This is a genomic window from Pseudoxanthomonas kaohsiungensis, from assembly GCF_010211765.1.
Classification (GTDB): domain Bacteria; phylum Pseudomonadota; class Gammaproteobacteria; order Xanthomonadales; family Xanthomonadaceae; genus Pseudoxanthomonas; species Pseudoxanthomonas kaohsiungensis.
The window spans coordinates 107,244-130,282 of record NZ_PDWO01000011.1; the positions used below are offsets into that span (position 1 = coordinate 107,244).

A 23,039-nucleotide genomic window follows, 5' to 3' on the forward strand; every position below is an offset into this window, starting at 1 on the left:
TCTTTCCTCCGGTGCGAGACCGCCATGACCCGCAAGACCGTCCTCAACGATACCCACCGCGCGCTCGGCGCCAAGATGGTCGACTTCGGCGGCTGGGACATGCCGATCCACTACGGGTCGCAGCTCGACGAGCACCATCTGGTCCGGCGCGCGGCCGGCATGTTCGACGTCAGCCACATGACCGTGGTCGACCTGCGCGGCCCCCGCGTGCGCGAGTTCCTGCGGCACCTGCTGGCCAACTCGGTCGACAAGCTCAAGGTCCCGGGCAAGGCGCTGTACTCGTGCATGCTGGACGAGCGCGGCGGCGTGATCGACGACCTGATCACTTATTACATGGACGAGGCGTTCTTCCGCCTGGTGGTCAACGCCGCCACCCGCGACAAGGACCTGGCCTGGATCGGCCGCCAGGCCCAGGCGTTCGGCGTGGAGGTCATCGAGCGCCCCGATTTCGCCATGGTCGCCGTGCAGGGCCCGCAGGCGCGCGAGAGCGTGATAGGCCTGTTGCGCGAATCCGACCGCGCCGCCGCCGCCAAGCTCGGCCGCTTCGCCGCGCTCGAAGCGCAGTCGGCCGCCGGCGTGCCGCTGTTCCTGGCGCGCACCGGATACACCGGCGAGGATGGATTCGAGATCGTGCTGCCCGAGGGCGACGCCGTCGCCTTCTGGAACGCGTTGCTGGAGGCGGGCGTGAAGCCGGCCGGCCTGGGCGCGCGCGACACCCTGCGCCTGGAGGCGGGCATGAACCTCTATGGCCAGGACATGGACGAGGGCACCACGCCCTGGGAGGCCGCGCTTGCGTGGACGGTGGCGCTCGACGATGCCGCGCCCGGCCAGCCGCGCGACTTCATCGGCCGTGCGGTCCTGGAGGCGCAGAAGGCGGCTGGCGCCCCGCGGCAGATGATCGGCCTGGTGATGGACGAGAAGGGCGTGCTGCGCCACGGGCAGAAGGTGCTCACCGCGCAGGGCGAGGGCGAGATCCTCTCCGGCACCTTCTCGCCCACGCTCGGCAAGGCGATCGCGTTCGCGCGCGTTCCGGCCGGCGACCCGGGCCAGGTGCGCGTGGACATCCGCGGCCGCGAGGTGCCGGTGCGCGTGGTGAAGTTCCCGTTCGTGCGCGAAGGCCAGGCGCAACCGGGCGTGCTCGGCTGACGGGCAGGCGGTGCGGTGCGCCGCCGCCGTTGTTCCTGCCCGGCGGAGTCCTCCGCTAAACTAGCCGCCCCATCCAGACCCATCGCGTGACCGGAGCAGCCCCATGAGCGAGATCCCCGGCGACCTCAAGTTCCTCAAGTCCCACGAGTGGGCGCGCGTCGAAGGCAACGGCCGCGTCACCGTTGGTATTTCCGACCACGCCCAGGGCCTGCTCGGCGACCTGGTCTACGTCGAGCTGCCCAACGTCGGCGACAGCGTCGAAGCCGGCAACGCGGTGGCCGTGGTCGAGTCGGTCAAGGCCGCCTCGGACGTCTACAGCCCGCTCAGTGGCAAGGTGGTCGAGGTCAACTCGGCCCTGGCCGACAAGCCGGAGACGATCAACGAGGACGCCTACGGCGAAGGCTGGCTGTTCGTGCTCGAGTCCAGCGACGCCGACCAGCTGGCCGAGCTGCTCTCCCCCGACGACTACGCCGAGCTGATCGAGGGCGAGGACGACTGAGCGTCGGCCGCCACCCTTCGTCCGGAGACGCCCGCCCAGTGCGGGCGTTTTCTTTTCCAGGATCGCGCCGGCCGTGGTCGGGGTGGTGGAAGCACGGGTGCGTGCGATGGGCATCGTGGTTCGTCGCGCCGGATGCCCGACCCGGGATGGAGCACGAAGCGCACCGTTGTTCGCGACCGCGATGTTCGCTCCGGCAGGTGTGCAGGCGACGCGAAACCCGTCGTTCGGGTTCGCGCAGTTCTGCGCAAATCGGCTTGTGCGGCGCGAAAGCGGACCGCTTCCGGTGATTTTTTTTTGCCTCCGCGAAAGCCGCCCTGAGCGCCCCGTTGGCGCCGGCGTCGACCATCAGCGCGACACGCCCGTTGCGACGCCGTCCCGATCGCATCGAAGAAAAGCGCTTGTTTTCCGCATCCGTTTGAAATGCATCCCGGACCGCGGCGGCGGCGGGCGCGACGCGCCGCCGCCGCCGCCGCGCGCGGCGGGGCGAAGGACGGGCGGCGCGGGCGGAAGATTTTTTCGTGCGGGTGTTGACAGTGAAAAAAAGCGTGATTAGGTTTCGCCCCAGCAGACGCTGCCTGCCGAAGCGAGTGAGTCGAATCAACACCACAACGCGAAGCACAACTCGGGCATCCGCCAGGAACCTTCAGACGGTGGAGCAGGCCCGCTTCCCTCAAAGAAAAGCAGCGAACCCCCGATCTACCGCCCGCGCCGCCGCACCGCGCGGGATTTCCCGTATCCGTATCGACGTGCGTATCGCGCCGACGGAACTCCCCCCGGCGGTCACCGCCGCGGGTTTTCGCACTGGGCGTTACCCATCCGTAGTTCACTGACGAGGAGCCAACCATGGCAACGAAGAAAGCTGCGAAGAAGAAACCGGCCGCCAAGAAGGCGGTGAAGAAGGTCGCCAAGAAGGCCGCCGCCAAGAAGACCGTGAAGAAGGCCGCCAAGAAGACCGCCGCCAAGAAGACGGCGAAGAAGGCTGCCAAGAAGGTCGCCCGCAAGCCGGCGAAGAAGGCCGCCAAGAAGGCAACCAAGAAGACCGCCAAGAAGGCCGTGAAGAAGGCCGCCAAGAAGGCGACCAAGAAGACCGCCAAGAAGGCGGTGAAGAAGGCCGCCGCCAAGAAGCCGGCCAAGAAGACCGCCAAGAAGGCTGCGAAGAAGGCTGCCAAGAAGCCGGCCAAGAAGGCTGCTGCCAAGAAGCCGGCCAAGAAGGCCGCCAAGAAGAAGGTCGCCAAGAAGAAGGCGGCCCCGGTCGCGCTGCCGGCAACCCCGGCTCCGCTGATCTAAAAAAACCCCGATAGCCGTACCAGAATGACTCCCTCCCCGAAGCCCAGCGGGGGGGGAGTTTTTTTATGCGCGTTGCACCCCCGTCGCCGGGATGGCACGCGTGGGCCCCGGACGCGTGCGGACCACCCGCGGGAGGCGGGTGGGGTAGGCGCGGAGGGAGGCGAACGCGCGGGCGGCGGTGTGCTGCCGCTGGCGGGCCGTCAGTGCGGCGAGGCGGCCGAGGTGGAGGACGAGGTGCCCTGCCCGCGTGGAGCGGTCGTGGGCTCGACGCCGTCCGCCATCAGGTTGTCGGCACCGAAGTCGACGTCCACGTCCAGCCACCGCTCGGCCGGCAGGCCGATGGCCCGGTCGATGATGGTGGGCAGCAGGCCGCTCGGCAGCGAGCTCTCGCTGTTCCAGAGGATGGCGATCCCCAGGTCGCGGCCGGGCAGCAGCGCGGTCAGGCCGCGGTAGCCCTGCACGGCGCCGGCGTGGAAGACCACCTCTTCGCCGGCATAGTCGAACACCCGCCAGCCCAGCGCGTAGCTGGCGGCATTGAGCCGATCGCGGCGCCAGCCCGAGCGCATCTCGCCGGGGGTGGACACGACCGGCGCATGCAGCGTCGCCAGCAGCGGCGCGGGCAGCACGTCGGGGCGATGGCCGGTGTGGGCAAGCAGCCATTGCGCCATGTCGCTGATGCTGGCGTTGACGCCGGCGGCGGGGGGCAGGCGGTAGTAGGTCGGCTTCGGGTTGACCGAGACCCAGCCGTTGCGGCTGCGCACATGCGGGCGCGCCCAGTGCGGACTCGACTCGATGCCCGCCAGGCCCAGGCTGGCGTCGTTCATGCCCAGCGGCTTGAACAGGCGGCGCTGCACTTCCTGTTCGTAGAAGCTGCCGGAGGCGGCGAAGACCACGTCGCCGACCAGGCTGAAGGCCACGTTCTGGTAGGCATAGCACTGGCCGGGGGCGCAGGTGAGCGGAGCCGAGCCGAGCTTCTGCGCGACCTGGTAGTACTCGGCGTTGCCTTCGATGTCGCGGTCGAAGGCGTTGTGGGCCTTCAGGCCGACCCGGTGGCTGAGCAGGTCGGCCACGGTGACCTGCGAGGTGTAGGCCGGCTCCACCAGATGGAAGCCGGGGACGTAGTCGATGACCTTGCTGTCCCAGCGCAGGCTGCCGTCGTTGACCAGGAGCCCGGCCATGGTGCCGGCGAAGGCCTTGGACAGCGACGCCAGGCGGAACACGGTGTGGGAGTCGATGGCCTGCGGGCGCACGACATCGGTGACGCCGTAACCGCGGGCGCTGAGGATCCGTCCGTCCTGCACGATCGCCATGGCCAGGCCCGGCACGCGCTGGCCCTGGACCAGTTGCTCCGCCAGCGCCTCGAAGCGGGCGACATCGAATCCGGGGGCCACCGGTTGCGCGTCGGTGCGGACGTAGGTGCGGTAGGGCAACGGCTGGGTCGGTGGCGGCAGCGCACCGGTGGCCAGTGTCGGGGTCTGCGCGGTCGAGGGCAGGGCCATCGCCAGCAGCAGGGCCAGCGCACCGCTGGTTGCCGCGCGGATAGCCAGTGGTCGGATTGCCGGTGGCCTGCTCGTCCGGACTCGCCCGTCTTTCATGGTTTTGATGCCTGTAAGCTACCGCTGCGGCCGATTCTAGCGCCGGATTTCGCGTGTGCACAAACCAGGAGAAGATGAATGGGCAGTTTGTTGATCCTGTTGGTGTTTTTGGCGCTGGTCGTGGGTCTGGCCTTGTGGGCGGTGGGCATCTACAACGGCCTGGTGACCAGCCGCAACGCCTGGAAGAACGCCTTCGCCCAGATCGACGTGCAGCTGCAGCGCCGCTACGACCTGATCCCGAACCTGGTGGAGACGGCCAAGGCCTACATGGGCCACGAGCGCGAGACGCTGGAAGCGGTCATCGCCGCCCGTTCGGCGGCGCAGTCCGGCCTGGCCGCCGCCAAGGCCCATCCCGGCGACGAGGCGGCGATGGCGCAGCTGGCCGCCAGCCAGGGCCAGCTCAACGGCGTGCTCGGCCGGCTGATGGCGGTGGCCGAGGCCTATCCGGACCTGAAGGCCAACCAGAACATGATGCAGCTCAGCGAGGAGCTGACGTCCACCGAGAACCGCGTCGCGTTCGCGCGGCAGGCCTACAACGACGCGGTGATGGGCTACAACAACAAGCGCGAGACTTTCCCGTCCAGCGTGGTGGCCGGCATGTTCAATTTCGCGCACGCCGCACTGCTGGACATCCCCGCCGACAAGGCCCAGGTGCGCGAGGCGCCGAAGGTCCAGTTCTGAGCCCGGGCCGGGCGCGACGGACGGGGAGCCGGGGCGGATGAACTTCTTCGAGCACCAGGCTGCCGCACGCCGCGGCTCGGGCCGGCTGGTACTGCTGTTCCTGCTGGCAGTGGCCGGGATCGTGCTGGCGGTCGACCTGGCCACGCTGCTGTTCACCGGCAGCTGGGGCGCGACCGCGGCGGCGACGGTCGCCACCCTGCTGGTGATCGCGCTGGGCTCGCTCTACCGGATCGCCTCGCTGCGTGGCGGCGGGGCGGTGGTGGCCGCGCAGATGGGCGGCACCCTCGTTCCCGAGGACACCCGCGAGCCCTCGCTGCGGCGGCTGCGCAACGTGGTCGAGGAGATCGCCATCGCTTCCGGCGTGCCGGTGCCCCGGCTGTTCGTGATGGAGCAGGAGGCGGGGATCAACGCCTTCGCCGCCGGCTACAGCCCGTCCGACGCGGCCATCGCGGTGACCCGGGGGGCGCTGGACCGGCTCAACCGCGACGAGCTGCAGGGCGTGATCGCGCACGAGTTCGCGCACGTGCTCAACGGCGACATGCGCCTGAACATCCGCCTGATCGGGCTGCTGTTCGGGATCCTGATGCTGAGCCTGATCGGCCAGCGCATCCTCATCTATGGCCGGCTCGGGCGCAGCCGCGACGGCACGCCGATCCTGGTTGCCGCGCTGGTGGCGATGGCGGTGGGCGCGATCGGCGTGTTCTTCGGCCGCATGATCAAGGCGGGCGTCAGCCGCCAGCGCGAGTTGCTGGCCGATGCATCGGCGGTGCAGTTCACCCGGCAGACCCGCGGGCTGGCCGGCGCGCTGAAGAAGATCGGCGGCCTGGACGCGGGCTCGAAGCTGCAGGACAAGGCCGACGCGGAGGAAGTGAGCCACATGCTGTTCGGCCCGGGCGCGGCGCTGTCGGGCCTGTTCGCCACGCACCCGCCACTGGTGGAGCGTATCCGCCGGCTGGAGCCGACCTTCGACGCACGCCAGCTGCAGCAGCTCGAAGCCCGCTGGCGCACCGCGCCACCCGATGGCCTGGCCGAGGACCTGGCGCTGGGCCTGGCCGGGCGCGACGTGGTGGCGGGCGGGCCACCGCCGTTGCCGTCCGCCGGCGCGCAGCTGGCGGTCACGCCGCCGATGGTAGCGGGCCAGGTCGCCGCCCCGGGCGACGATGACTACCGTCGCGCCCACGACCTGGTCGAAAGCCTTGGCCCGGACCTGCGCACGCTGGCGCGCCAGCGCGAGGCGGTGATGCCGCTGCTGCTGGGCCTGTTGCTGGATACCGACGCGGTGGTCGCGGCGCGGCAGCGCAGCGAGATCGTCGCCCGCTGCGGCGAGGCGCTCGCGCAGCAGGCCTTCGACCTGCGGCGGCAGGAGCTGGAGGCGCTGCATCCGGCGCTGCGGCTGCCGCTGGCCTCGCTGGCCTTCCCGGTCCTGCGCCAGCGCCCGCGTCCCGAGCTCGAGCGCTTCCTCGACACCATCGACGCGATGGTCCACACCGACGGCCGGGTCTCGGTGTTCGAGTACTGCCTGTCGAAGCTCCTGCAGGTCCAGGTGCGCGAGGCGCTGGATCCGTCGCGGCACGCGCGCTTCGGCCGCAACAAGGCCGCCGGCGTGCGCCAGGAGTTCGCCACGCTGCTGGCGGTGCTGGCCCAGGCCGGACATCCCGATGCGCCGGCGCAGGCCCAGCGCGCCTACCTGGCCGGCCTGCAGCGCGTGCTGCCGCGCGACCACCTGCCGTACTCGCCGCCAGCCGAAGGCGTGCAGGCGCTGGACGCCGTCTGGGAGCCGCTGGATGCGCTGGTGCCGGCCGCCAAGGAGATGCTGGTCGAGGCGCTGGTCGATGCGGTATCGCAGGACCAGCGCGTCAATGTCGCCGAGGCCGAGTTGCTGCGCACGGTATGCGCGGTCCTGCATTGCCCGCTGCCGGCGCTGCTGGAGCGGGCGTAGGCGCCGGCTGGTGCGCGCGTGTCGGCGTCGGCACGGGCGCCGCCGGCTTCGTCCCGGCGCTGTGCAGCCAGCGAGCCGGGCGGCTACAGGGCGATGCGACCGCGGACCAGGTCGGCTGCACGCTCGGCGACCGCGATGACCGGCGCGTTGGTGTTGCCGCCGACCAGGGTCGGCATCACCGAGGCGTCCACCACGCGCAGCCGCTCGATGCCGCGCACGCGCAACTGCGGGTCGACTACCGCGCCCTCGTCGGTGCCCATGCGGCAGGTGCCGACCGGGTGGTAGATGGTTTCGGCCTTGGCGCGCACGAACTGCGCCAGCTCCGCGTCGGACAGGTCCACGCGTGGCGGGAAGATCGGCGCGCCGCGCCAGCGGTCCAACGCGGGCTGGGCCAGCAGCCGGCGCGAAAGCTGCGCGCATTCGACCATCATCCGGAGGTCGAAGCCGTCGGGATCGGACAGGTAGCCCGCCTCGATCAGCGGCGGCGTGTCGGTGCCGGCATCGCGCAGGCGGATACGGCCGCGGCTCCGGGGGCGCAGGAAGCAGGCATGCACGGTGAAGCCGTCGCCGTCCAGCCGGTGGCGACCATGGTCGTCGAGCATCGCCGGGACGAAATGGAACTGAACGTCGGGCCGTTCGTCAGGGGCCAGCGACGAGCGCACGAAGCCGCCGGCCTCGGCGATGTTGCTGCTGCCGGCACCGTGGCGGCCGCGCAGGAACCAGTCGAACGCGATCTTCAGCTCGCTGGCGCGGTCGTAGCTGACCCCGGGCGGGCAGTGGTGCAGGGTGCAGATGTCCAGGTGGTCCTGCAGGTTGGCGCCCACGCCGGGCAGGTCGGCGGCCACGGCGATGCGGTGGCGTCCCAGCTCGGCGGCCGGCCCGATGCCGGACAGCATCAGCAGCTGCGGTGAGTTGACCGCACCGCCGCACAGCAGCACCTCGGCCTCGGCGACGGCGCGATGGATCCGGCCGCGCCGGCGGTACTCCACGCCGGTGGCGCGCCCGCGCTCGATCACGATGCGCCGCACCTGCGCGCCGGTGACCACCTGGAGGTTCGGCCGGCCACGCACCGGCGCCAGATAGGCGGCCGCGGCCGAGCAGCGCGCGCCGTCGCGCTGGGTCACCTGGTACAGGCCGATGCCGGCCTGCGCCGGGCCGTTGAAGTCGTCGTTGCGCGGCCAGCCGGCCTGGATGCCAGCGTCGACGAAGGCCCGTGAAAGCGGATTGACGTGGCGCAGGTCGGACACGCGCAGCGGGCCCTGGCCGCCATGCAGCGGCCCGGCGCCGCGGGCGTTGCCCTCGGCGCGCAGGAAGTACGGCAGGATCGAGGCCCAGCTCCAGCCCGCGGCGCCACCCTGCTCCCACTCGTCGTAATCGCGCGGCGCGCCACGGGTGTAGCACATCGCATTGATCGAACTGGAGCCGCCCAGGACCTTGCCGCGGGGCCACCACAGACGGCGCCCGTCCAGCTGCGACTCCGGCTCGGTGCTGTAGTCCCAGTTGATGGTGCGGTTGTTGACCAGCCGGCCCAGGCCGGCGGGCATGTGGATCAGCGGATTCCAGTCCCGCGGCCCGGCTTCGAGCAGCAGCACGCGGCAGGCCGGGTCCTCGCTGAGGCGGGCGGCCAGCACGCAACCGGCCGAACCGGCGCCGATGACGATGTAGTCGTACACGTCTTCCCCGAAGCCGCCGCCAGAGGCGCGGACCTGGGCGATGCTCTCCAAGGCGTGGCATCCGGCGCAAGTCCCGCGGGTCTGCTGGCCGCCTGCCCGCGGCGGTGCGAAGCCCGCGGCCGGCTGCCGACGCTGGCGATGTTGCAGTGCATCGGATACCGTGCGCGCCAAAGGCCGGGCCCTCGCCCCGGGCCGGTGCGACCTCCAGGACTGCCTCGCCCATGACTGCTGCAGACACGGCCTCCACCCGGCTTGGCCGGCTCCGCTCGGCGCTGGCCGAATCGCCGCCGCTGCTGTGGTCGTTCGCGTACTTCTTCTGCCTGCTCAGCGGCTATTACGTGCTGCGGCCGGTGCGCGAGGCGATGTCCGCCTCCCGCGACGTCGAGGCGATATTCCCGCCGGCGCTGATCACGTTCTTCGCCGATCGTGGCGTAGCCCTGGGCGAGTTCACCCTGCAGTTCATCTTCACCGCGGTGTTCGTGATCATGCTGCTGCTGCAGCCGGTGTACGGCTGGCTGGTCAGCCGTTTCCCGCGGCGGGTATTCCTGCCGGCGATCTACGTGTTCTTCATCGTCACGCTGCTGCTGTTCTACGCGATGTTCGACAGCGGCGTGGCGGGGCGCGGGCTGGCCTTCATCCTCTGGATCACCGTGTTCAACCTGTTCGCGGTCGCCGTGTTCTGGAGTTTCATGGCCGACATCTACAGCAACGCCGAGGCCAGGCGCTACTACGGCTACATCGGTGCGGCAGGCACCTTGGGCGCGTTCCTGGGGCCGGTGCTGACCCACACCCTGGTCGAGCGGGTCGGCATTGCCAACATCATGCTGGTGTCGGCGGCGCTGCTGACGGTGTGCGTGGTGTGCATCGCGCGCCTGCGCCAGTACGCGGTGGCGCGCGAGGCCGAGCGCGGCCTGGCCAGCGGCGAGAAGCCGATGGGCGGGCAGATACTGGCGGGACTGAAGCTGGTGGCCAGCGAGCCGCTGCTGCGCTGGCTGGCGCTGCTGGTGGTGCTGGGCGTGGGCATCGGCACCCTGCTATACAACGAACAGAACCGGATCGCGCGCATCGCGTTCGCCACCGACGAGGAGCGCGCCAAGTTCTTCTCGGCCCTGGACCTGGCGGTCAACTCGCTCACCCTGGTGGTGCAGCTGCTCGTCACCCGCGCGCTGATGTCGCGCTTCGGCATCGCCCCGGCGCTGCTGATCCCCGGCGTGGCGATCATCCTGGGCTTCTCGATCCTGGCCGCCTCGCCGTTGCCGATGCTGGTCGCGGTGGTGCAGGTGTTCACCCGCGCCAGCGAGTTCTCGCTGGCCAAGCCGGCGCGCGAGACGATCTACACCCGGGTCGGGCGCGAATGGCGCTACAAGGCCGGGGCGGCGATCGACACCGTGATCTACCGCGGCGCCGACCTCACCTTCGTCTGGCTGCACAAGTTCCTGTCGGCGTTCGGCTCCAGCGCGGTGTTCGGCTTCGGCGTGCTGGTCGCCGGCATGATGACGTTCTCGGCGCTGCAGCTGCTGCGCCAGGAAAAGAAGTTGCCGGGGACGCGCGAAGCGGCCCCGGTCGCGGGTGCGGAGCCGGCCTGAGGCGCCTCAGGTCGACAGCAGCGGCAGCGCGAACAGCACGGCGCCGAGCACGAAAAGCACGGTCAGCGCATGCACCAGCGCATGGTTGAGGCGCAGGAACATGGCTTGCTCGATCGTCCGGCCGATCCAGAAGACCACCATGAACCACAACAGCGCCCGGCCCAGGGCGGTGCCGCGAAGCTCGACGGGGAACAGCAGGCAGGCCGTGCCGATGCCCATGAAGACATAGACCAGCCGCAGGTTGAGGATCTGGACGATCGCGCGGGTCGCCAGGCCGACCTTGGCCAACTCGCGTTTCCAGCCGAACAGGCGCCAGAACGCCAGGTGGAAGGCGGCGAAGGCGAAGCTGTGCAGGGCACAAAGCAGGAGCGGAAGGTCCTGGGTCATCGTGTCCTCGGTAGCGGCATCGGCTCGGGGAGGTGGCTGCGTCGGCGTCGGACGGATTCTTCGATCGTGCCGGCGCGGCGGCCCGGTTCAGCCCTGCCGTGCCGGCCTGGGCGACACCCACATCGCGATGCGCGCGCGGAATACCGCCTCGCCGTCGCGGTCGCGCACCACCACCCCGACCGGCAGGTCGTAGCCTTCGGACGCTTCGACCAGCGGCACGTCGGGCGTGGCCACCGCGTGCATGGGTCCGTTGGCCTTCTTCAGGTACTCCACGGTCATGCCGCGCGGGATCCAGCGCATCGAGCCTGGCAGGCTGGCGTCGGTCATCACCCCGGCGACCAGCTCGGCCAGGTTGCACAACGCGATCGCGTGGACCGTGCCGATGTGGTTGGTCACCTTGCGGCGGTGGCGGATGCGCGCCTCGCAGCGGCCCGGTTCGAGCCGGGTGATGCGCGGGGCGATGGTGGCGAAATACGGCGCCTTGAAGCACACCGCGCGCGAGAACAGCCAATCGCCGGCGGGCCAGCGCTGCAGGCGGTGCCAGGTGTCGAGCAGCCGGTTGGCCATGGGAGCGTCCTGTGGTGGCGGTGGTGGATGCTGCGTGGAACAGCAGCGGGGCAAGCCCCGCTCTACGACTCGGGGGGCCGCTCGCCGTCGATGCGTAGAGCCGGGCTTGCCCGGCTGCCACGCCATCGACATGAAAACGGCGGGCCGAAGCCCGCCGTCGAATTGTTGAAATGCCGTTCGCGGCGCGCGTGGCCCGGGCCGGTGGCTCAGGCCGCTTCGCGCGCGCCCGGGCGCGGCTGGTCGTAGTAGCTGGCCGCGCGCAGTTCGTGCGCGTCGAAGTCGTCGACGGTGATCGTCTCCAGGGTCAGCGCGCGCAGCTCTTCCAGCAGTTTGCGCTCCTCGGCGGTGATCACGCCCTCGGCCACGGCCTCGTCAAGCTGCGCGGGGAACTCGAGCGCCTCGATGCCCTTGGTCTTGAGCGCCTTGAGGAACTTGCGCTCGACCGGCTCGGCCTGCACGGCCTTGGCCAGGTAGCTGTCGATGCGGCCGCCCGGGTTGTTCGGGCACGGGGTCAGGAACACGCCCACGCCCAGGCGGTCGCGCGCCTCGTTGGGCGCCATCAGCAGCGAGGCCACGCGGTGGTTGAGGCGGTCGCCCGGGGCCTCGGCGCGACGGCCGAGCGGGAACACCAGCGCCCACAGCGCCCAGCCGACCGGCCGGATCGGGAAGTTGCGCAGCGCGTCGGACAGCGCGGTCTCGATCACGTGGAAGCTGTTGTACATGCTCCACGCCAGCAGCGGCTTGTCCGCTTCCGGCGCGCCTTCGTCGTGGTGGCGCTTGAGCACCGCACCGGCCATGTACAGGTGGCTGAGCACGTCGCCCAGGCGGCCGGACAGCGATTCCTTGAACTTGAGCTTGCCGCCCAGCAGCAGCATGGACACGTCGGCCATCAGCGCCAGGTTGGCGGCGTAGCGGTCGAGCTTGCGGAAGAACGGACGGGTGTAGTCGTCGCCCGGGGCGCCGCCGAGCTTCGAACCGGTGATGCCGAACCAGAACGAACGGAACGCGTTGGAGATGCCGTAGCGCACGTGCCCGGACAGGCTCTCGTCGAAGCTGTCCAGCGCCGCGGCGCGGTCGGGTTCCTGCGCGGCCTTCATCTCCTTCATCACCCACGGATGGCACAGGATAGCGCCCTGGCCGAAGATCAGCAGGCTGCGGGTCATGATGTTGGCGCCTTCCACGGTCACGCCGATCGGCGCAGCCTGCCAGGCGCGGCCGGCGAAGTTGCGCGGGCCGAGGATGATGCCCTTGCCGCCGATCACGTCCATCACGTCGGAGATGACTTCGCGGCCCATGTTGTTGCAGTGGTACTTGGCGATCGCCGACGGCACCGACGGCACGTCGCCGCGGTCCACCGCCGCGGCGGTGGCCTGCGACAGCGCGCTGATCGTATAGGCCTTGCCGCCGATCCGGGCCAGCGCTTCCTCCACGCCCTCGAAGCGGCCGATCGACAGGCCGAACTGCTTGCGGATGCGGGCATAGGCGCCGGTCACGCGGGCGCCGAACTTGGCGCCGCCCGAGGCGGTGGAGGGCAGGGTGATCGAGCGGCCCACGGCCAGGCACTCGTTGAGCATGTTCCAGCCCTTGCCGGCCAGTTCGGCGCCGCCGATCAGCTGGCTCAGCGGGATGAACACGTCGCGGCCGCGGATCGGGCCGTTCTGGAACGGCGAGTTCAGCGGGAAGTGGCGGCGTCCGATCTCCACGCCGGCGGTATCCCGCGGCAGCAGCGCCAGGGTGATGCCGATGTCCTTGGTGTCGCCGATCAGCCCGTCCGGGTCGTACATGCGGAACGCCAGGCCGACCAGCGTGGCCACCGGGGCCAGGGTGATGTAGCGCTTGTCGAAGGTCAGCTTCACGCCCAGCACGTTGGCGCCGTTCCACTCTCCCTTGCAGACGATGCCGAAGTCCGGGATCGAGGTGGCGTCGGAGCCGGCGAACGGGCCGGTCAGGCCGAAACACGGCACTTCCTGGCCGATCGCCAGGCGCGGCAGGTAGTAATCCTTCTGTTCCTGGGTGCCGTAGTGGTTGAGCAGCTCGCCCGGGCCCAGCGAGTTGGGCACGCCCACGGTCGAGCTGACCACGCTGGAGACCGAGGCGATCTTCTGGATCACCTTGTGGTGGGCCAGCGCCGAGAAGCCCAGGCCACCGTACTGCTTGGGGATGATCATGCCGAAGAACTTGTTCTTCTTGATGAAGTCCCACAGCTCCGGCGGCAGGTCGGCGTGGACGTGGGTGATTTCCCAGTCGTTGATCATCCTGCACAGCTCTTCGACCGGGCCATCGAGGAAGGCCTGCTCCTCGGCGGTGAGGCGCGGCTTGGGGTAGTTGAGCAGCATGTTCCAGTCCGGGTCGCCGGTGAACAGCTCGCCTTCGAAGCCCACCGAACCGGTTTCCAGCGCGATGCGCTCGGTCTGCGACAGCGGCGGCAGGATCCGGCGGAAGACATTGAGCAGCGGGGCGACGATCAGCGGCTTGCGGATCGCCGGGATCAGCAGCGGTACGGCGATGAGCGCCGACAGGATGCCGATCACCGCCACCGTCGGGCGATGGGCGCCCAGCAGCCAGCAGGCGACCAGGGCGACGGCCAGCAGCGCGGCCCAGCTGGCCAGCCGCAGCCGGTGGTAGGCGGCGAACCCGCCGATCAACAGGAAGGCCAGGATGGGCGCGGCAATGCTCATGGGTTTGCTCCGGTGACGGGCGCGTGCGCCCTTTGCACGGCGGAACTGCCGGTCCCCTCGGTCCGGTCCAGTTCCGCCAGGTATTCCAGCACGGTGGCGGTAAAGCGGTCGTTGTCGTCCCCGGCCAGCATATGCGTGGCGTCGGCCAGCTGCACGTGGCGGGCGTGCGGCGCCAGTTCGAGGAAATCGGCGACGGTGCGTTCGGACACCAGGTCGCTGCGGCCACCGCTGATCAGCAGGAGCGGGCAGCGCACCGCGCGGGTGGCCTGCGCGATGCCGTCCTGGTGCTGCTCGCTGTCGCGCGCCAGTTCGTCGACCAAGCGCGGATCCCAGTGCCAGCGCCAGCGGCCGTCGGACCCTTCGCGCAGCATCTCGCGCAGCGAACCGGGCGACCTGGCCGTGCCTGGTTCGCGGCGCCGGTGCGGCAGGTAGGCGGCGATGCGCTCGGCGGCGTGCTCCAGCGATTCGAAGCCTTCCGGGAAAGCGGTCATGAAGCCGAGGATCCGCTCCAGGCCGGCGCTTTCCCAGCGTGGGGTGATGTCGACCAGGACCATCGCACGGAACAGCCCCGGCCAGCGCGATTCGGCCAGCAGGCCGAACAGGCCACCCATCGAGGCGGCGACCAGCACCGGTGGCCGCGCCATCTCGCCGGCCAGCACGATCGTGTCGTCGGTGAACTGGTGCCCGGTGTAGGGATCGTCGCCCTTGTTGCGATCCGAGGCGCCGTGGCCGCGGGCGTCGAACGCCAGGCCGGCGTAGCCACGCGCGGCAAGGATGCCGGCGGTCGCCGACCAGGCCCGGCGGGTCTGGCCGAAGCCGTGGGCGTAGAGGATCGCGGGCGCTTGGCCGGGCATCGTCGCGCACGCATGCAGGCTTGCGGCCAGGCTCAATTCCGCGCCGGGCAGGCGAAGGTCGGTGACCGACGGGCGATGGGAGGCGGCCAAGTCCATACGAGATGGTATGGACGTCGCTTCCACAAAGTCAATACGAAGGCGTATGGCGGTGCAGCATGAGGCCCAGTTTCGGCCCAAGCCGCTGACCGGTCACGGTTTCGCCGGCAACGGCGTACTGCAACGCACTGCGCCGTATGGTTAAATCCGGGCATGACCACGACACCCGCTGTTCCGCCCACCCCCGCCCCCGCCCGCAGCGCGCGCCTGAGCGCTGCCGACTGGGCCCAGACCGCCCTGGACGTGATCGCCGAGCAAGGCGTGGCCGCGGTGGCGGTCGAGCCGCTGGCGCGCCGGCTGGGCGTCACCAAGGGCAGCTTCTACTGGCACTTCCCCTCGCGCGATGCGCTGCTGCAGGCGGCACTGGAACGCTGGGAGGAGGTGGAGCAGGAGCAGGTGTTCGGCAGCCTGGAAGAAGTGCCGGATCCGCGCGAGCGCCTGCGCATGCTGTTCCAGCTGGTCGGCCACGAGACCAAGCCGCACGCGATCTACAGCGAGCTGCTCAAGGCCCTGGACCATCCTGCGGTCGGTCCGGTGATCCAGCGGGTGTCACAGCGGCGCCTGGAATACCTGACCGCCTCGTTCCGCCAGGCCGGACTGGGCCGCAACGAGGCGCAGAACCGCGCGCGCCTGACCTACGCGGCCTATGTCGGGTTCCTGCAGTTGCGACCGCACCAGCCGAAGATGACCCACGAAGAGTTCGAGGAGTACCTCGAGCACGTGATCAACACGCTGATCCCGGTCTGAGCCGCACGGCCCGACCGTAGGAGTCGGGCAGCCCACCGGCGGCGGCCGTAGAGCGGGGCTTGCCCCGCTGCTCTTCCCACCGATGCCGGTCGGCGGTTCTTCCGCCGGTTCCAGGCGTCGTGGAAAGCAGCGGGGCAAGCCCCGCTCTACGTGGGATCAGGCGAACGCCGGGCGGGTCAGGTTGTCGGCCGCGCCGTCGGTGCAGAGCACCTCGTCCTCGATGCGGATGCCGCCGTAGGGCCGGAATTCGTCCACGCGCGCCCAGTCGACGCTGGCGGCGTGGCCGTTCTTCCTGACCTCGTCGAGCAGCATGTCGATGAAGTACAGGCCCGGCTCGATGGTCACGACCATCCCCGGCTCGAGCACGCGGGTCATGCGCAGGTAGGGGTGGCCCTCCGGCCGGGCGATCGTGCCGCCGCGGTCGCTCGCGGCGAAGCCGGCCACGTCGTGCACCTGCAGGCCGATCGGGTGGCCCAGGCCGTGCGGGAAGAAGGCCGCGCTCACGCCGGTGGCCAGCGCCGCTTCCGGCGAGGCCTTGAGCACGCCGAAGTCCTTCAGGATGCCCATCAGCGACAGGTGCGCGTCCACGTGCAGCTGCCGGTAGTCGACCCCGGCGCGCACGCCGGCGCACATCGCCTGCTGCGCGGCATCGACCGCGTCGATCATCGCCTGGAACTCGCTGCCGCGGTCGGCCGCGTAGGTCCGGGTGATGTCGGCGGCGTAGCCGCAATGGCTGGCGCCGGCATCGATCAGGAAGCTCAGCGAGTGCGCCGGCGGGTCGCGGTCCAGCTCGGTGTAGTGCAGCACGGCGCCGTGCGTGTTGAGCGCGACGATGTTCTGGTAGGGCACCTCGGTGGCGTCCTGGCGCGCGGCCTCGCAGTACGCCATGTGGATGTCGAACTCGCCGGCGCCGGCGCGGAACGCGCGCTCGGCGGCGCGGTGCGCATGCGCGGCCTTGCGCTGGGCCACGCGCATCAGCGCGATCTCGTAGGGGGTCTTGTACGAGCGCTGGTAGTGCAGGTAATCCAGCGCGGCAGCCGGGTTGTTCGGCACGTAGTCGCCCAGCGCGCTGTTGGCCTCGCCCAGGATCGCGCAGCGCGCGGCGGGGCCGGGCAGCAGCGGCAGCGCCTCTTCCGGGGTGCGGATCACGTGCACGTCCACGTGCTCGACCCACCAGCCCGACGGCGCGTCCGGCACCACGTGCCAGTAATCGAACGGCTGCAGGTAGACCAGCTTCGGCCGCTGCCCCGGCGTGTAGGCCAGCCAGCTGTCGGTGACGCGGGTCAGCGGCAGCCAGTGCTTGAAGTGCGGATTGACCGCGAACGGATAGTCGCGGTCGTCGAACAGCTGGTAGTGCCGGCGGCCGCTGGGAATGAGCAGGTGGTCGTGCCCGCTGCGCGCCAGCGCCTCGTCGGCGCGCGCGCGCAGCGTGGCCAGGTGGTGCGGGTAGAGCGGGGCGGGGTCGACGATATGCATCAGCGGGTCCGGGAACGGAAACCGCGGATTCTGCCCGATCCGGCTCCAACCCGTGCTGAAAAACGCCCGCCCGCCCGCGCCGCTGGCGTCAGCCGGCGGCGGCTTCTTCCCCGGCGCGGACCCAGTCGCGGATATGCCCGCGCTGGTCATCGGAGATGGTGAGGAAACGGAACCCGCACCAGCTCTGCCCGGGGGTGTTGGCGTCGACCGACCACAACAGGTGCACGCCGACGTTCACCGGCGCGCCCATGCCGCGGGCGCCGAGGTGGAAACGCAGCTGGTAGAGCGCATCCTCGACCAGCGGCGCGGATGCGATCAGCAGCATGCCGCTCTCCGACAGGTTGCCGAGCTGGCCGATGATCTCGTCGGTCATCGTGTCGATCACCGGGATGCTCTCGGTGACGTGGCGGCGCGGCGCGCGGCGGGAATCGTGGATCATGCGCTGGCCGCTCCCAGTGCGCCGTCGGCGGGCTTGCCGGCCAGTCCGCGCAGGGCGCGCAGGGTGGCCTGCCAGGCGCGGTCGATCAGGCGGCCCTTGTCCTCGGTGACGATCCGCGCCTGGCCGTGCGCCATGAGCCGGGCCAGGCTGTCGAGCGACTGCTCGCCGACCTTGTGGCCACGCGCGTTGACGAACAGCGCGTTGTCGGTGACCGGGCTGTACCACGACAGGCGCTGGCGGCGCACGTCGCCCTGCTGGTTCTGCACGAACTCGAACCAGGTGCCGAAAGGCAGCGTGCGCAGGTGCTCATAGCAGCCCTGCTCGGCGGCGGTGCGCGGCGGCGGCTTGACCTTGCGGGCCTCGGCCTGTTCGCCCTCGCCCAGCCGCGCGCGCGCCTTGAGCTTGGCGGTCAGCTCGGTGCGCGAGGTGTTCTCGTCCTCGTCGCTGCGCGAGAGCCGGCGCGCGATCGCGCTGGCTTCGTCCTCGTGGTACCCCACCTGGCGCAGGGCGGTGTCGATCTGGGCGGCCAGCTCCGGATCCGGCGCCGCATCGGCGGCGCAGGTGATGTCGATGATGCGTTCGGTGGCCTTCTCGCGCTCCTGCCATTCCGGCGACTCCTCGCCATGGCGCAGCGCGGTGAGGGTCAGCACGTCGGCCCAGGCCTGGTTGATCAGCGCCTGCACGAACTGCGGCGGCTTGCGCCCGCCGAGGCGCGCGGCGATCGCCACCGCGGCACTCTGCTTGGCCGTCTCCAGGCGGTCGCGGCCGCGCGCGGCCTCGATCTGCCGGCGCTCGCTGACCTCGGCCTTGTGCGCCTGCGCGCGGTAGTGCTCCTGGACTTCGCGGTTGGCGCGCTCGAACACCGTCTCGTCGCCGTCGTACTCCTCCACCACCTTGTCCACCGCCTGTTCCAGGCGCAGGACAAGTTGCGGGTCGGCATCGTCGTCGGCCAGCCAGGTGGCGCCGGATTCGGCCACCGAATTGAGCAGCTCGCGCGCCGGATGCTGGTCGCGGACGAAGAAGCTGCGGTCCTGGACCGCGGCGCGCACCACCGGTACCTGCAGCTTCTCGAGCAGGTCCTGGGCCGGCGCGTCCACGTGCACCTCGCGGCCGATCTCGCGGTAGAGCATCCCGAGCAGATCGAAGGTGTCGTTGTGTTCCTGCGACAGCCCGGCGTCGGGGCCGTGCGACTCGCGCATGCGCGCCAGCATCGCTTGGCGCAGGTCGTCCACGGTGCGGCGCGGGCGGCCCGCGTTGCGGCCGGGGGCGGGCAGCGCCTGCATGGCGCCGAGCACGTTGACCACCGCGTCTATCGGCAGGATCACGCCGGGCGGCGATGGCGCCGCGTCGCCGGCGAAGCCGCGGTGATCGGCCAGCATGTTCTGCAGGGCGGCGAACACCGCCTGCTCGGGCATGTCCGCGGCCGCGGCCCCGGCATCGGCCGGTTCGTCGCCGGTGGCGGCGTCGGCCGACCCGGCGTGCGGATGGCGGGCAGCCAGGCCGGCCATCAGCGCACCGCTCCAGGCGGAGGGGCGGGCCTGGCCGTGCCACCCGGTGAGCGGGCGCTGGCTGACCGCGCCGGCCGAGCCTGCCGCCGGGCTGCGGCTGCGGCTCTGGCCCTGGGTGCGCGGGCGGTAGGGCAGGTAGACCAAGCCGGGCAGGATGCCCTCGTGGGTCAGCAGCACGTTGAGGCGCTCGACCAGCTCGCCATAGCGCTCCATCACCTGGCGCTCGAATACCCGGTACAGCAGCAGCTGCGAATCGAGGCTCATGTGCAGCGCCTCGCCGGCATCGCGCAGCACGCGGCACAGCGCGTAGGGGCCGATCGGCAGGCGCTCCGGATCGAATGCCGGCCGCCCGGCGAGCACGCCGAAGCGCTGGCCCAGCAGCAGCAGCGGCGTGCCGCCGCGCTGCGCCTCGCGCCGCCCGATCTCGCGCAGGACGATGTCGCGGTCCAGGTCGGTGTCCTCGACCAGGGTCAGGCGCTGGAACTGCAGCGGGTCCTGCGCCGGCTCCTCGGGCTTCTCGACCTCGGCGGCCTCGCGCAGGCGCGCCAGCGAGGTCTCCAGCCCGGCGAGGTAGCGCGGCACCACGTCGGCGCGATGCTGGCGCAGGCGCTGGAGCTCGGCGAAGTGCTCGGACTGCTGCTGGCTGCTGCGCGCGCGGTCGGCCTGCTTGAACAGCTGGCGCTCGAATTCGTTCAGCGCGAGGTTGAGCGAGGTGGTCAGGCTCTGGCCGGCCAGCGTGTTGACCGCCTCGAGTACGTGGCGCACGCGGGCAGGCAGCGCGGCGCCCGCGAGCGTGCGCGGACCGGCGCTGGTTCTCGATGTTGGACCGACGTTCGCTGACATCCGGTGGCCCGGCTCCCCTGAGCGCCGTATTTAACACGTTTGCGGCGGCCCGACTACAGCACGGGCCACGCTCAGAGGAACAGTTCGATCACATCGTTGGCGAAGCGCCGGCCCAGTGCGGTCGGGACCACCCGAGTGTCCGTAACCGACAGCCATTCCCGTTCCCGCGCGCGTGCCAGCGCCGGGGCGAGCGTGTCCCGGGACAGCCCGGTGCGCGCCTCGAAGTCCGCCAGCGCGAAGCCTTCGTGCAGGCGCAGGGCGTTGAGCATGAACTCGAACGGGCGGCGCTGCGGGTCGATCCGGTCGTCGCCGCCGATGGCCGCGGCGCTGCCGGCCGCCGCCATCCAGGCCGCCGGGTGTCGTTGCTTCCAGCGCCGCAGGATCGACTGCTCGGCGCCAAGGGTGAGCTTGCCGTGCGCGCCGGCGCCGATGCCCAGGTAGTCGCCGTAGCGCCAGTAGTTGAGGTTGTGCGCGCACTGGCGCCCGGGCCGCGCGTAGGCGCTGGTCTCGTAGTGGCCGTACCCGGCCTGCGCCAGCAGGGCCTGGCAGCGTTCCTGGATGTCCCAGGCCGCGTCGTCGTCGGGAATGCCCTGCGGCGGGCGGGCGAAGAAGACCGTGTTCGGCTCGAGGGTGAGCTGGTAGTGGCTGATGTGCGCCGGCTGCAACGCGAAGGCGCGCTCCAGGTCGCGTTCGGCCATCGCCAGGTCCTGGCCCGGCAGGGCGTACATCAGGTCCAGGTTGATGTTGTCGAAGCCGGCGTCCTGGGCGAGCTTCACCGCCGCCTCGGCTTCGCCGCTGTCGTGGATCCGGCCCAGCCGCTGCAGGCAGCCGTCGTCGAAACTCTGGATGCCGAAGCTGACCCGGTTCACGCCGGCGGCGCGGTAGCCGTCGAAACGGCCATGCTCGGCCGTGCCGGGGTTGGCCTCCAACGTGATCTCGGCGTCGGGGGCGAAGCGCAGCCGCGCGCTGGCCGCCTGCAGGATCCGCTCGATCGCCGCGGGTGGGAACAGGCTCGGGGTGCCGCCGCCGAAGAACACGCTGTGCACCGTGCGACCCCAGGCCAGCGGCAGGTCCTGCTCGAGGTCGCGGACCAGCGCGTCGACATAGCCGTCGAACGGCAGCGTGCCGTTGGCGGCGTGCGAGTTGAAGTCGCAGTACGGGCACTTGCGCACGCACCAGGGCAGGTGCACGTACAGCGAGAGCGGCGGCGGGATCAGGGCGGGGGTCATGCGGGGAAATGCGCGCCGGCTGTTCGCTTGCGGGTGGATGGGTCGTCGCTCAGCGCAATGCGGCTAGCGCCGTGGGCAGGCGCGCGCGCAAGTGCGCAAGTGCGCGGCCGCGATGGCTGATCCGGTTCTTCACCGCCGGATCGAGCTCGGCGGCCGACAGGCCATGCTCGGTGTCCAGGAACACCGGGTCGTAACCGAAACCGCCGCTGCCGCGGGGGGCGTCCAGGATCAGGCCCGGCCAGATGCCCTCGGCGACCAGCGGCTGCGGATCGTCGGCATGGCGCAACAGCACGATCACCGCATAGAAGTGGGCGGTGCGCCACTGCGGGTTCAGGCCTTCGAGCTCGCCCAGCAGCTTGCCGATGTTGGCCAGGCTGTCGCCGTGGCCGCCGGCATAGCGGGCCGAGTACAGGCCCGGCGCGCCGCCGAGCGCGTCCACGCACAGGCCCGAATCGTCGGCCAGGGCCGGCAGTCCGGTGACCCGCGCGGCGTTGCGCGCCTTGAGCAGCGCGTTCTCGATGAAGGTCAGGCCGGTTTCCTCGATGTCCTCCACGCCCAGCGCGGACTGCGGCAGCAGCTCCGCGCCGGTGTCGGCGAGCAGGGCCTGCAGCTCGGCGAGCTTGCCGGCATTGCCGCTGGCCAGGACCAGGCGCGTGCTCATCGTTTCGGCTCCAGCAGGTCCCAGCGGTTGCCGTACAGGTCGCGGAACACCGCCACCGTGGCGTAGGCCTCGTGGCGCGGTTCCTCGAGGAATTCCACCCCGCGGGCGCGCATGGCGGCGTGGTCGCGGGTGAAGTCGTCGGTCTCCAGGAAGAAGCCGACCCGGCCGCCGCACTGGTCGCCGACGCGCGCGCGCTGGAGGTCGCCGCGGGCCCTGGCCAGCAGCAGCGCCGCACCGGCGTTGCCGGCCGGGCCGACGGTCACCCATCGCTTGCCGTCGCCCAGCGCGGTGTCTTCCAGCAACTCGAATCCCAGCGCGCCGGTGTACCAGGCGATGGCCTCGTCGTAATCGGCCACCACCAGGGTCGCCAGGGCGATCCGCCGGTCCACGGCCACGCCATTCATGGCCGCGCCAGGGCGGCCTGTTGCAGCGCGAGCAGGTCGCCGATGCCCTTCTGCGCCAGGGCCAGCAGCGAATCCAGTTCGGCGCGGCGGAAGGCGTGGCCTTCGGCGGTGCCCTGCAGTTCGATGAAGCCGCCGCCGTCGTTCATCACCACGTTCATGTCGGTGTCGCAGGCGCTGTCCTCGGCGTAGTCCAGGTCCAGCACCGGTACGCCCTGGTAGACGCCGACCGAGACCGCCGCGACCGCGCCGAACACCGGATCGCGGCTGATTTCGCGCCGTGCCAGCAGCCAGCGCACGGCATCGACCAGGGCCACGTAGGCGCCGGTGATCGCCGCGGTGCGGGTGCCGCCGTCGGCCTGCAGCACGTCGCAGTCCAGCACGATGGTGCGCTCGCCGAGCGCGGAGCGGTCCACGCAGGCGCGCAGGGCGCGGCCGATCAGGCGCTGGATCTCAAGCGTGCGCCCGCCCTGCTTGCCGCGCGCGGCTTCGCGGTCGGACCGGGTGTGGGTGGAGCGCGGCAGCATTCCATATTCGGCGGTGACCCAGCCTTCGCCCTTGCCGCGCAGGAACGGCGGCGCCTTGTTGTCGACGCTGGCGGTGCACAGCACGCGGGTGTGGCCGAAGCTGACCAGCACCGAGCCTTCGGCGTGGCGGGTGAAATGCCGCTCGATGCGGACTTCGCGCAACTGGTCGGGGGCGCGGCCACTGGGGCGGACGACGGTCATGGGCGGTTCCGGTGGGGGT

Annotated in this window: 21 protein-coding genes; 8 read left to right on the forward strand and 13 right to left on the reverse strand. The window is 70.8% G+C overall.

Features of this window, described 5'->3' with window-relative positions:
* Nucleotides 1–24: 24 nt before the first annotated feature.
* The 4 genes from gcvT (at nucleotide 25) to CSC66_RS12440 (ending at nucleotide 2,932) form a co-directional block, all read left to right on the forward strand.
* The gene (gene gcvT / locus CSC66_RS12425; protein ID WP_162377706.1) at nucleotides 25–1,146 is read left to right on the forward strand and encodes a glycine cleavage system aminomethyltransferase GcvT; all 1,122 of its coding nucleotides are present in this window, start codon (nucleotides 25–27) and stop codon (nucleotides 1,144–1,146) included.
* Between the two features lie 103 nt (nucleotides 1,147–1,249).
* Nucleotides 1,250–1,645 carry a glycine cleavage system protein GcvH gene (gene gcvH / locus CSC66_RS12430; RefSeq protein ID WP_162377707.1) on the forward strand — a complete coding sequence of 132 codons (396 nt, stop codon included), beginning with the start codon at nucleotides 1,250–1,252 and terminating at the stop codon, nucleotides 1,643–1,645.
* A gap of 166 nt (nucleotides 1,646–1,811) precedes the next feature.
* The gene (locus tag CSC66_RS12435; RefSeq protein WP_162377708.1) at nucleotides 1,812–2,198 is read left to right on the forward strand and encodes a hypothetical protein; all 387 of its coding nucleotides are present in this window, start codon (nucleotides 1,812–1,814) and stop codon (nucleotides 2,196–2,198) included.
* A gap of 290 nt (nucleotides 2,199–2,488) precedes the next feature.
* A complete protein-coding gene (locus CSC66_RS12440; RefSeq protein WP_162377709.1) occupies nucleotides 2,489–2,932 on the forward strand; it encodes a histone in 444 nt (147 codons plus the stop codon).
* A 200-nt stretch (nucleotides 2,933–3,132) separates the two neighbouring features.
* Here the strand turns inward: CSC66_RS12440 and CSC66_RS12445 are convergent, their stop codons facing one another.
* Nucleotides 3,133–4,527, reverse strand: a complete 1,395-nt coding sequence (locus CSC66_RS12445; protein WP_484573201.1) for a serine hydrolase domain-containing protein — start codon at nucleotides 4,525–4,527, stop codon at nucleotides 3,133–3,135.
* Nucleotides 4,528–4,605: 78 nt separating this feature from the next.
* On the opposite strand from CSC66_RS12445, the gene CSC66_RS12450 reads away from it, so the two are divergent.
* On the forward strand, nucleotides 4,606–5,208 hold the full coding sequence (locus CSC66_RS12450; protein WP_162377710.1) for a LemA family protein: 603 nt from the start codon (nucleotides 4,606–4,608) through the stop codon (nucleotides 5,206–5,208).
* A gap of 37 nt (nucleotides 5,209–5,245) precedes the next feature.
* A complete protein-coding gene (locus CSC66_RS12455) occupies nucleotides 5,246–7,147 on the forward strand; it encodes a M48 family metallopeptidase (RefSeq protein WP_162377711.1) in 1,902 nt (633 codons plus the stop codon).
* Between the two features lie 83 nt (nucleotides 7,148–7,230).
* Here CSC66_RS12455 and CSC66_RS12460 read toward each other — a convergent pair whose 3' ends face one another.
* Entirely contained in the window at nucleotides 7,231–8,820 is a 1,590-nt protein-coding gene (locus CSC66_RS12460; RefSeq protein ID WP_162377734.1) for a GMC family oxidoreductase, read from the reverse strand.
* 221 nt (nucleotides 8,821–9,041) lie between these two features.
* Between CSC66_RS12460 and CSC66_RS12465 the strand changes: the two genes are divergently transcribed.
* The gene (locus CSC66_RS12465) at nucleotides 9,042–10,406 is read left to right on the forward strand and encodes an NTP/NDP exchange transporter (protein WP_162377712.1); all 1,365 of its coding nucleotides are present in this window, start codon (nucleotides 9,042–9,044) and stop codon (nucleotides 10,404–10,406) included.
* Between the two features lie 6 nt (nucleotides 10,407–10,412).
* Here the strand turns inward: CSC66_RS12465 and CSC66_RS12470 are convergent, their stop codons facing one another.
* From CSC66_RS12470 to CSC66_RS12485, 4 genes are all read right to left on the reverse strand, one after another.
* Nucleotides 10,413–10,793, reverse strand: a complete 381-nt coding sequence (locus CSC66_RS12470) for a hypothetical protein (RefSeq protein ID WP_162377713.1) — start codon at nucleotides 10,791–10,793, stop codon at nucleotides 10,413–10,415.
* 87 nt (nucleotides 10,794–10,880) lie between these two features.
* Nucleotides 10,881–11,360, reverse strand: a complete 480-nt coding sequence (locus CSC66_RS12475; protein WP_162377714.1) for a hotdog fold domain-containing protein — start codon at nucleotides 11,358–11,360, stop codon at nucleotides 10,881–10,883.
* 206 nt (nucleotides 11,361–11,566) lie between these two features.
* Entirely contained in the window at nucleotides 11,567–14,038 is a 2,472-nt protein-coding gene (locus CSC66_RS12480) for an acyl-CoA dehydrogenase (RefSeq protein WP_162377715.1), read from the reverse strand.
* Nucleotides 14,035–14,988 carry an alpha/beta fold hydrolase gene (locus CSC66_RS12485; RefSeq protein ID WP_162377716.1) on the reverse strand — a complete coding sequence of 318 codons (954 nt, stop codon included), beginning with the start codon at nucleotides 14,986–14,988 and terminating at the stop codon, nucleotides 14,035–14,037. Before CSC66_RS12485 ends, CSC66_RS12480 begins: the two co-directional genes overlap by 4 nt.
* 153 nt (nucleotides 14,989–15,141) lie before the next feature.
* On the opposite strand from CSC66_RS12485, the gene CSC66_RS12490 reads away from it, so the two are divergent.
* The gene (locus CSC66_RS12490; RefSeq protein ID WP_162377717.1) at nucleotides 15,142–15,735 is read left to right on the forward strand and encodes a TetR/AcrR family transcriptional regulator; all 594 of its coding nucleotides are present in this window, start codon (nucleotides 15,142–15,144) and stop codon (nucleotides 15,733–15,735) included.
* Nucleotides 15,736–15,891: 156 nt separating this feature from the next.
* On the opposite strand, the gene pepQ is transcribed toward CSC66_RS12490, so the two are convergent.
* From pepQ to rph, 7 genes are all read right to left on the reverse strand, one after another.
* Nucleotides 15,892–17,211 (reverse strand): Xaa-Pro dipeptidase, encoded by a 1,320-nt coding sequence (gene pepQ, locus CSC66_RS12495; protein WP_162377718.1) that lies wholly within the window; start codon nucleotides 17,209–17,211, stop codon nucleotides 15,892–15,894.
* An 88-nt stretch (nucleotides 17,212–17,299) separates the two neighbouring features.
* Entirely contained in the window at nucleotides 17,300–17,650 is a 351-nt protein-coding gene (locus CSC66_RS12500) for a PilZ domain-containing protein (protein WP_162377719.1), read from the reverse strand.
* On the reverse strand, nucleotides 17,647–20,001 hold the full coding sequence (locus tag CSC66_RS12505; protein WP_162377720.1) for a DUF1631 domain-containing protein: 2,355 nt from the start codon (nucleotides 19,999–20,001) through the stop codon (nucleotides 17,647–17,649). The genes CSC66_RS12500 and CSC66_RS12505 overlap by 4 nt, the downstream gene beginning before the upstream one ends.
* A 71-nt stretch (nucleotides 20,002–20,072) precedes the next feature.
* Nucleotides 20,073–21,230 carry a radical SAM family heme chaperone HemW gene (gene hemW, locus CSC66_RS12510; protein WP_162377721.1) on the reverse strand — a complete coding sequence of 386 codons (1,158 nt, stop codon included), beginning with the start codon at nucleotides 21,228–21,230 and terminating at the stop codon, nucleotides 20,073–20,075.
* A gap of 49 nt (nucleotides 21,231–21,279) precedes the next feature.
* Entirely contained in the window at nucleotides 21,280–21,891 is a 612-nt protein-coding gene (gene rdgB / locus CSC66_RS12515) for an RdgB/HAM1 family non-canonical purine NTP pyrophosphatase (protein WP_162377722.1), read from the reverse strand.
* Entirely contained in the window at nucleotides 21,888–22,280 is a 393-nt protein-coding gene (locus CSC66_RS12520; protein ID WP_162377735.1) for a VOC family protein, read from the reverse strand. The genes rdgB and CSC66_RS12520 overlap by 4 nt, the downstream gene beginning before the upstream one ends.
* An 11-nt stretch (nucleotides 22,281–22,291) precedes the next feature.
* The gene (gene rph / locus CSC66_RS12525) at nucleotides 22,292–23,020 is read right to left on the reverse strand and encodes a ribonuclease PH (protein ID WP_162377723.1); all 729 of its coding nucleotides are present in this window, start codon (nucleotides 23,018–23,020) and stop codon (nucleotides 22,292–22,294) included.
* Nucleotides 23,021–23,039 lie beyond the last annotated feature (19 nt).

Coding starts and splice junctions, on each gene's coding strand:
- CSC66_RS12475 (WP_162377714.1), bottom strand. CDS start 11,360: ATGGCCAACCGGCTGCTCGACACCTGGCACCGCCTGCAGCGCTGGCCC.
- CSC66_RS12455 (WP_162377711.1), top strand. CDS start 5,246: ATGAACTTCTTCGAGCACCAGGCTGCCGCACGCCGCGGCTCGGGCCGG.
- CSC66_RS12445 (WP_484573201.1), bottom strand. CDS start 4,527: ATGAAAGACGGGCGAGTCCGGACGAGCAGGCCACCGGCAATCCGACCA.
- CSC66_RS12490 (WP_162377717.1), top strand. CDS start 15,142: ATGACCACGACACCCGCTGTTCCGCCCACCCCCGCCCCCGCCCGCAGC.
- CSC66_RS12505 (WP_162377720.1), bottom strand. CDS start 20,001: ATGTCAGCGAACGTCGGTCCAACATCGAGAACCAGCGCCGGTCCGCGC.
- gcvT (WP_162377706.1), top strand. CDS start 25: ATGACCCGCAAGACCGTCCTCAACGATACCCACCGCGCGCTCGGCGCC.
- CSC66_RS12500 (WP_162377719.1), bottom strand. CDS start 17,650: ATGATCCACGATTCCCGCCGCGCGCCGCGCCGCCACGTCACCGAGAGC.
- pepQ (WP_162377718.1), bottom strand. CDS start 17,211: ATGCATATCGTCGACCCCGCCCCGCTCTACCCGCACCACCTGGCCACG.
- rph (WP_162377723.1), bottom strand. CDS start 23,020: ATGACCGTCGTCCGCCCCAGTGGCCGCGCCCCCGACCAGTTGCGCGAA.
- gcvH (WP_162377707.1), top strand. CDS start 1,250: ATGAGCGAGATCCCCGGCGACCTCAAGTTCCTCAAGTCCCACGAGTGG.
- hemW (WP_162377721.1), bottom strand. CDS start 21,230: ATGACCCCCGCCCTGATCCCGCCGCCGCTCTCGCTGTACGTGCACCTG.
- CSC66_RS12440 (WP_162377709.1), top strand. CDS start 2,489: ATGGCAACGAAGAAAGCTGCGAAGAAGAAACCGGCCGCCAAGAAGGCG.
- CSC66_RS12480 (WP_162377715.1), bottom strand. CDS start 14,038: ATGAGCATTGCCGCGCCCATCCTGGCCTTCCTGTTGATCGGCGGGTTC.
- rdgB (WP_162377722.1), bottom strand. CDS start 21,891: ATGAGCACGCGCCTGGTCCTGGCCAGCGGCAATGCCGGCAAGCTCGCC.
- CSC66_RS12465 (WP_162377712.1), top strand. CDS start 9,042: ATGACTGCTGCAGACACGGCCTCCACCCGGCTTGGCCGGCTCCGCTCG.
- CSC66_RS12470 (WP_162377713.1), bottom strand. CDS start 10,793: ATGACCCAGGACCTTCCGCTCCTGCTTTGTGCCCTGCACAGCTTCGCC.
- CSC66_RS12485 (WP_162377716.1), bottom strand. CDS start 14,988: ATGGACTTGGCCGCCTCCCATCGCCCGTCGGTCACCGACCTTCGCCTG.
- CSC66_RS12450 (WP_162377710.1), top strand. CDS start 4,606: ATGGGCAGTTTGTTGATCCTGTTGGTGTTTTTGGCGCTGGTCGTGGGT.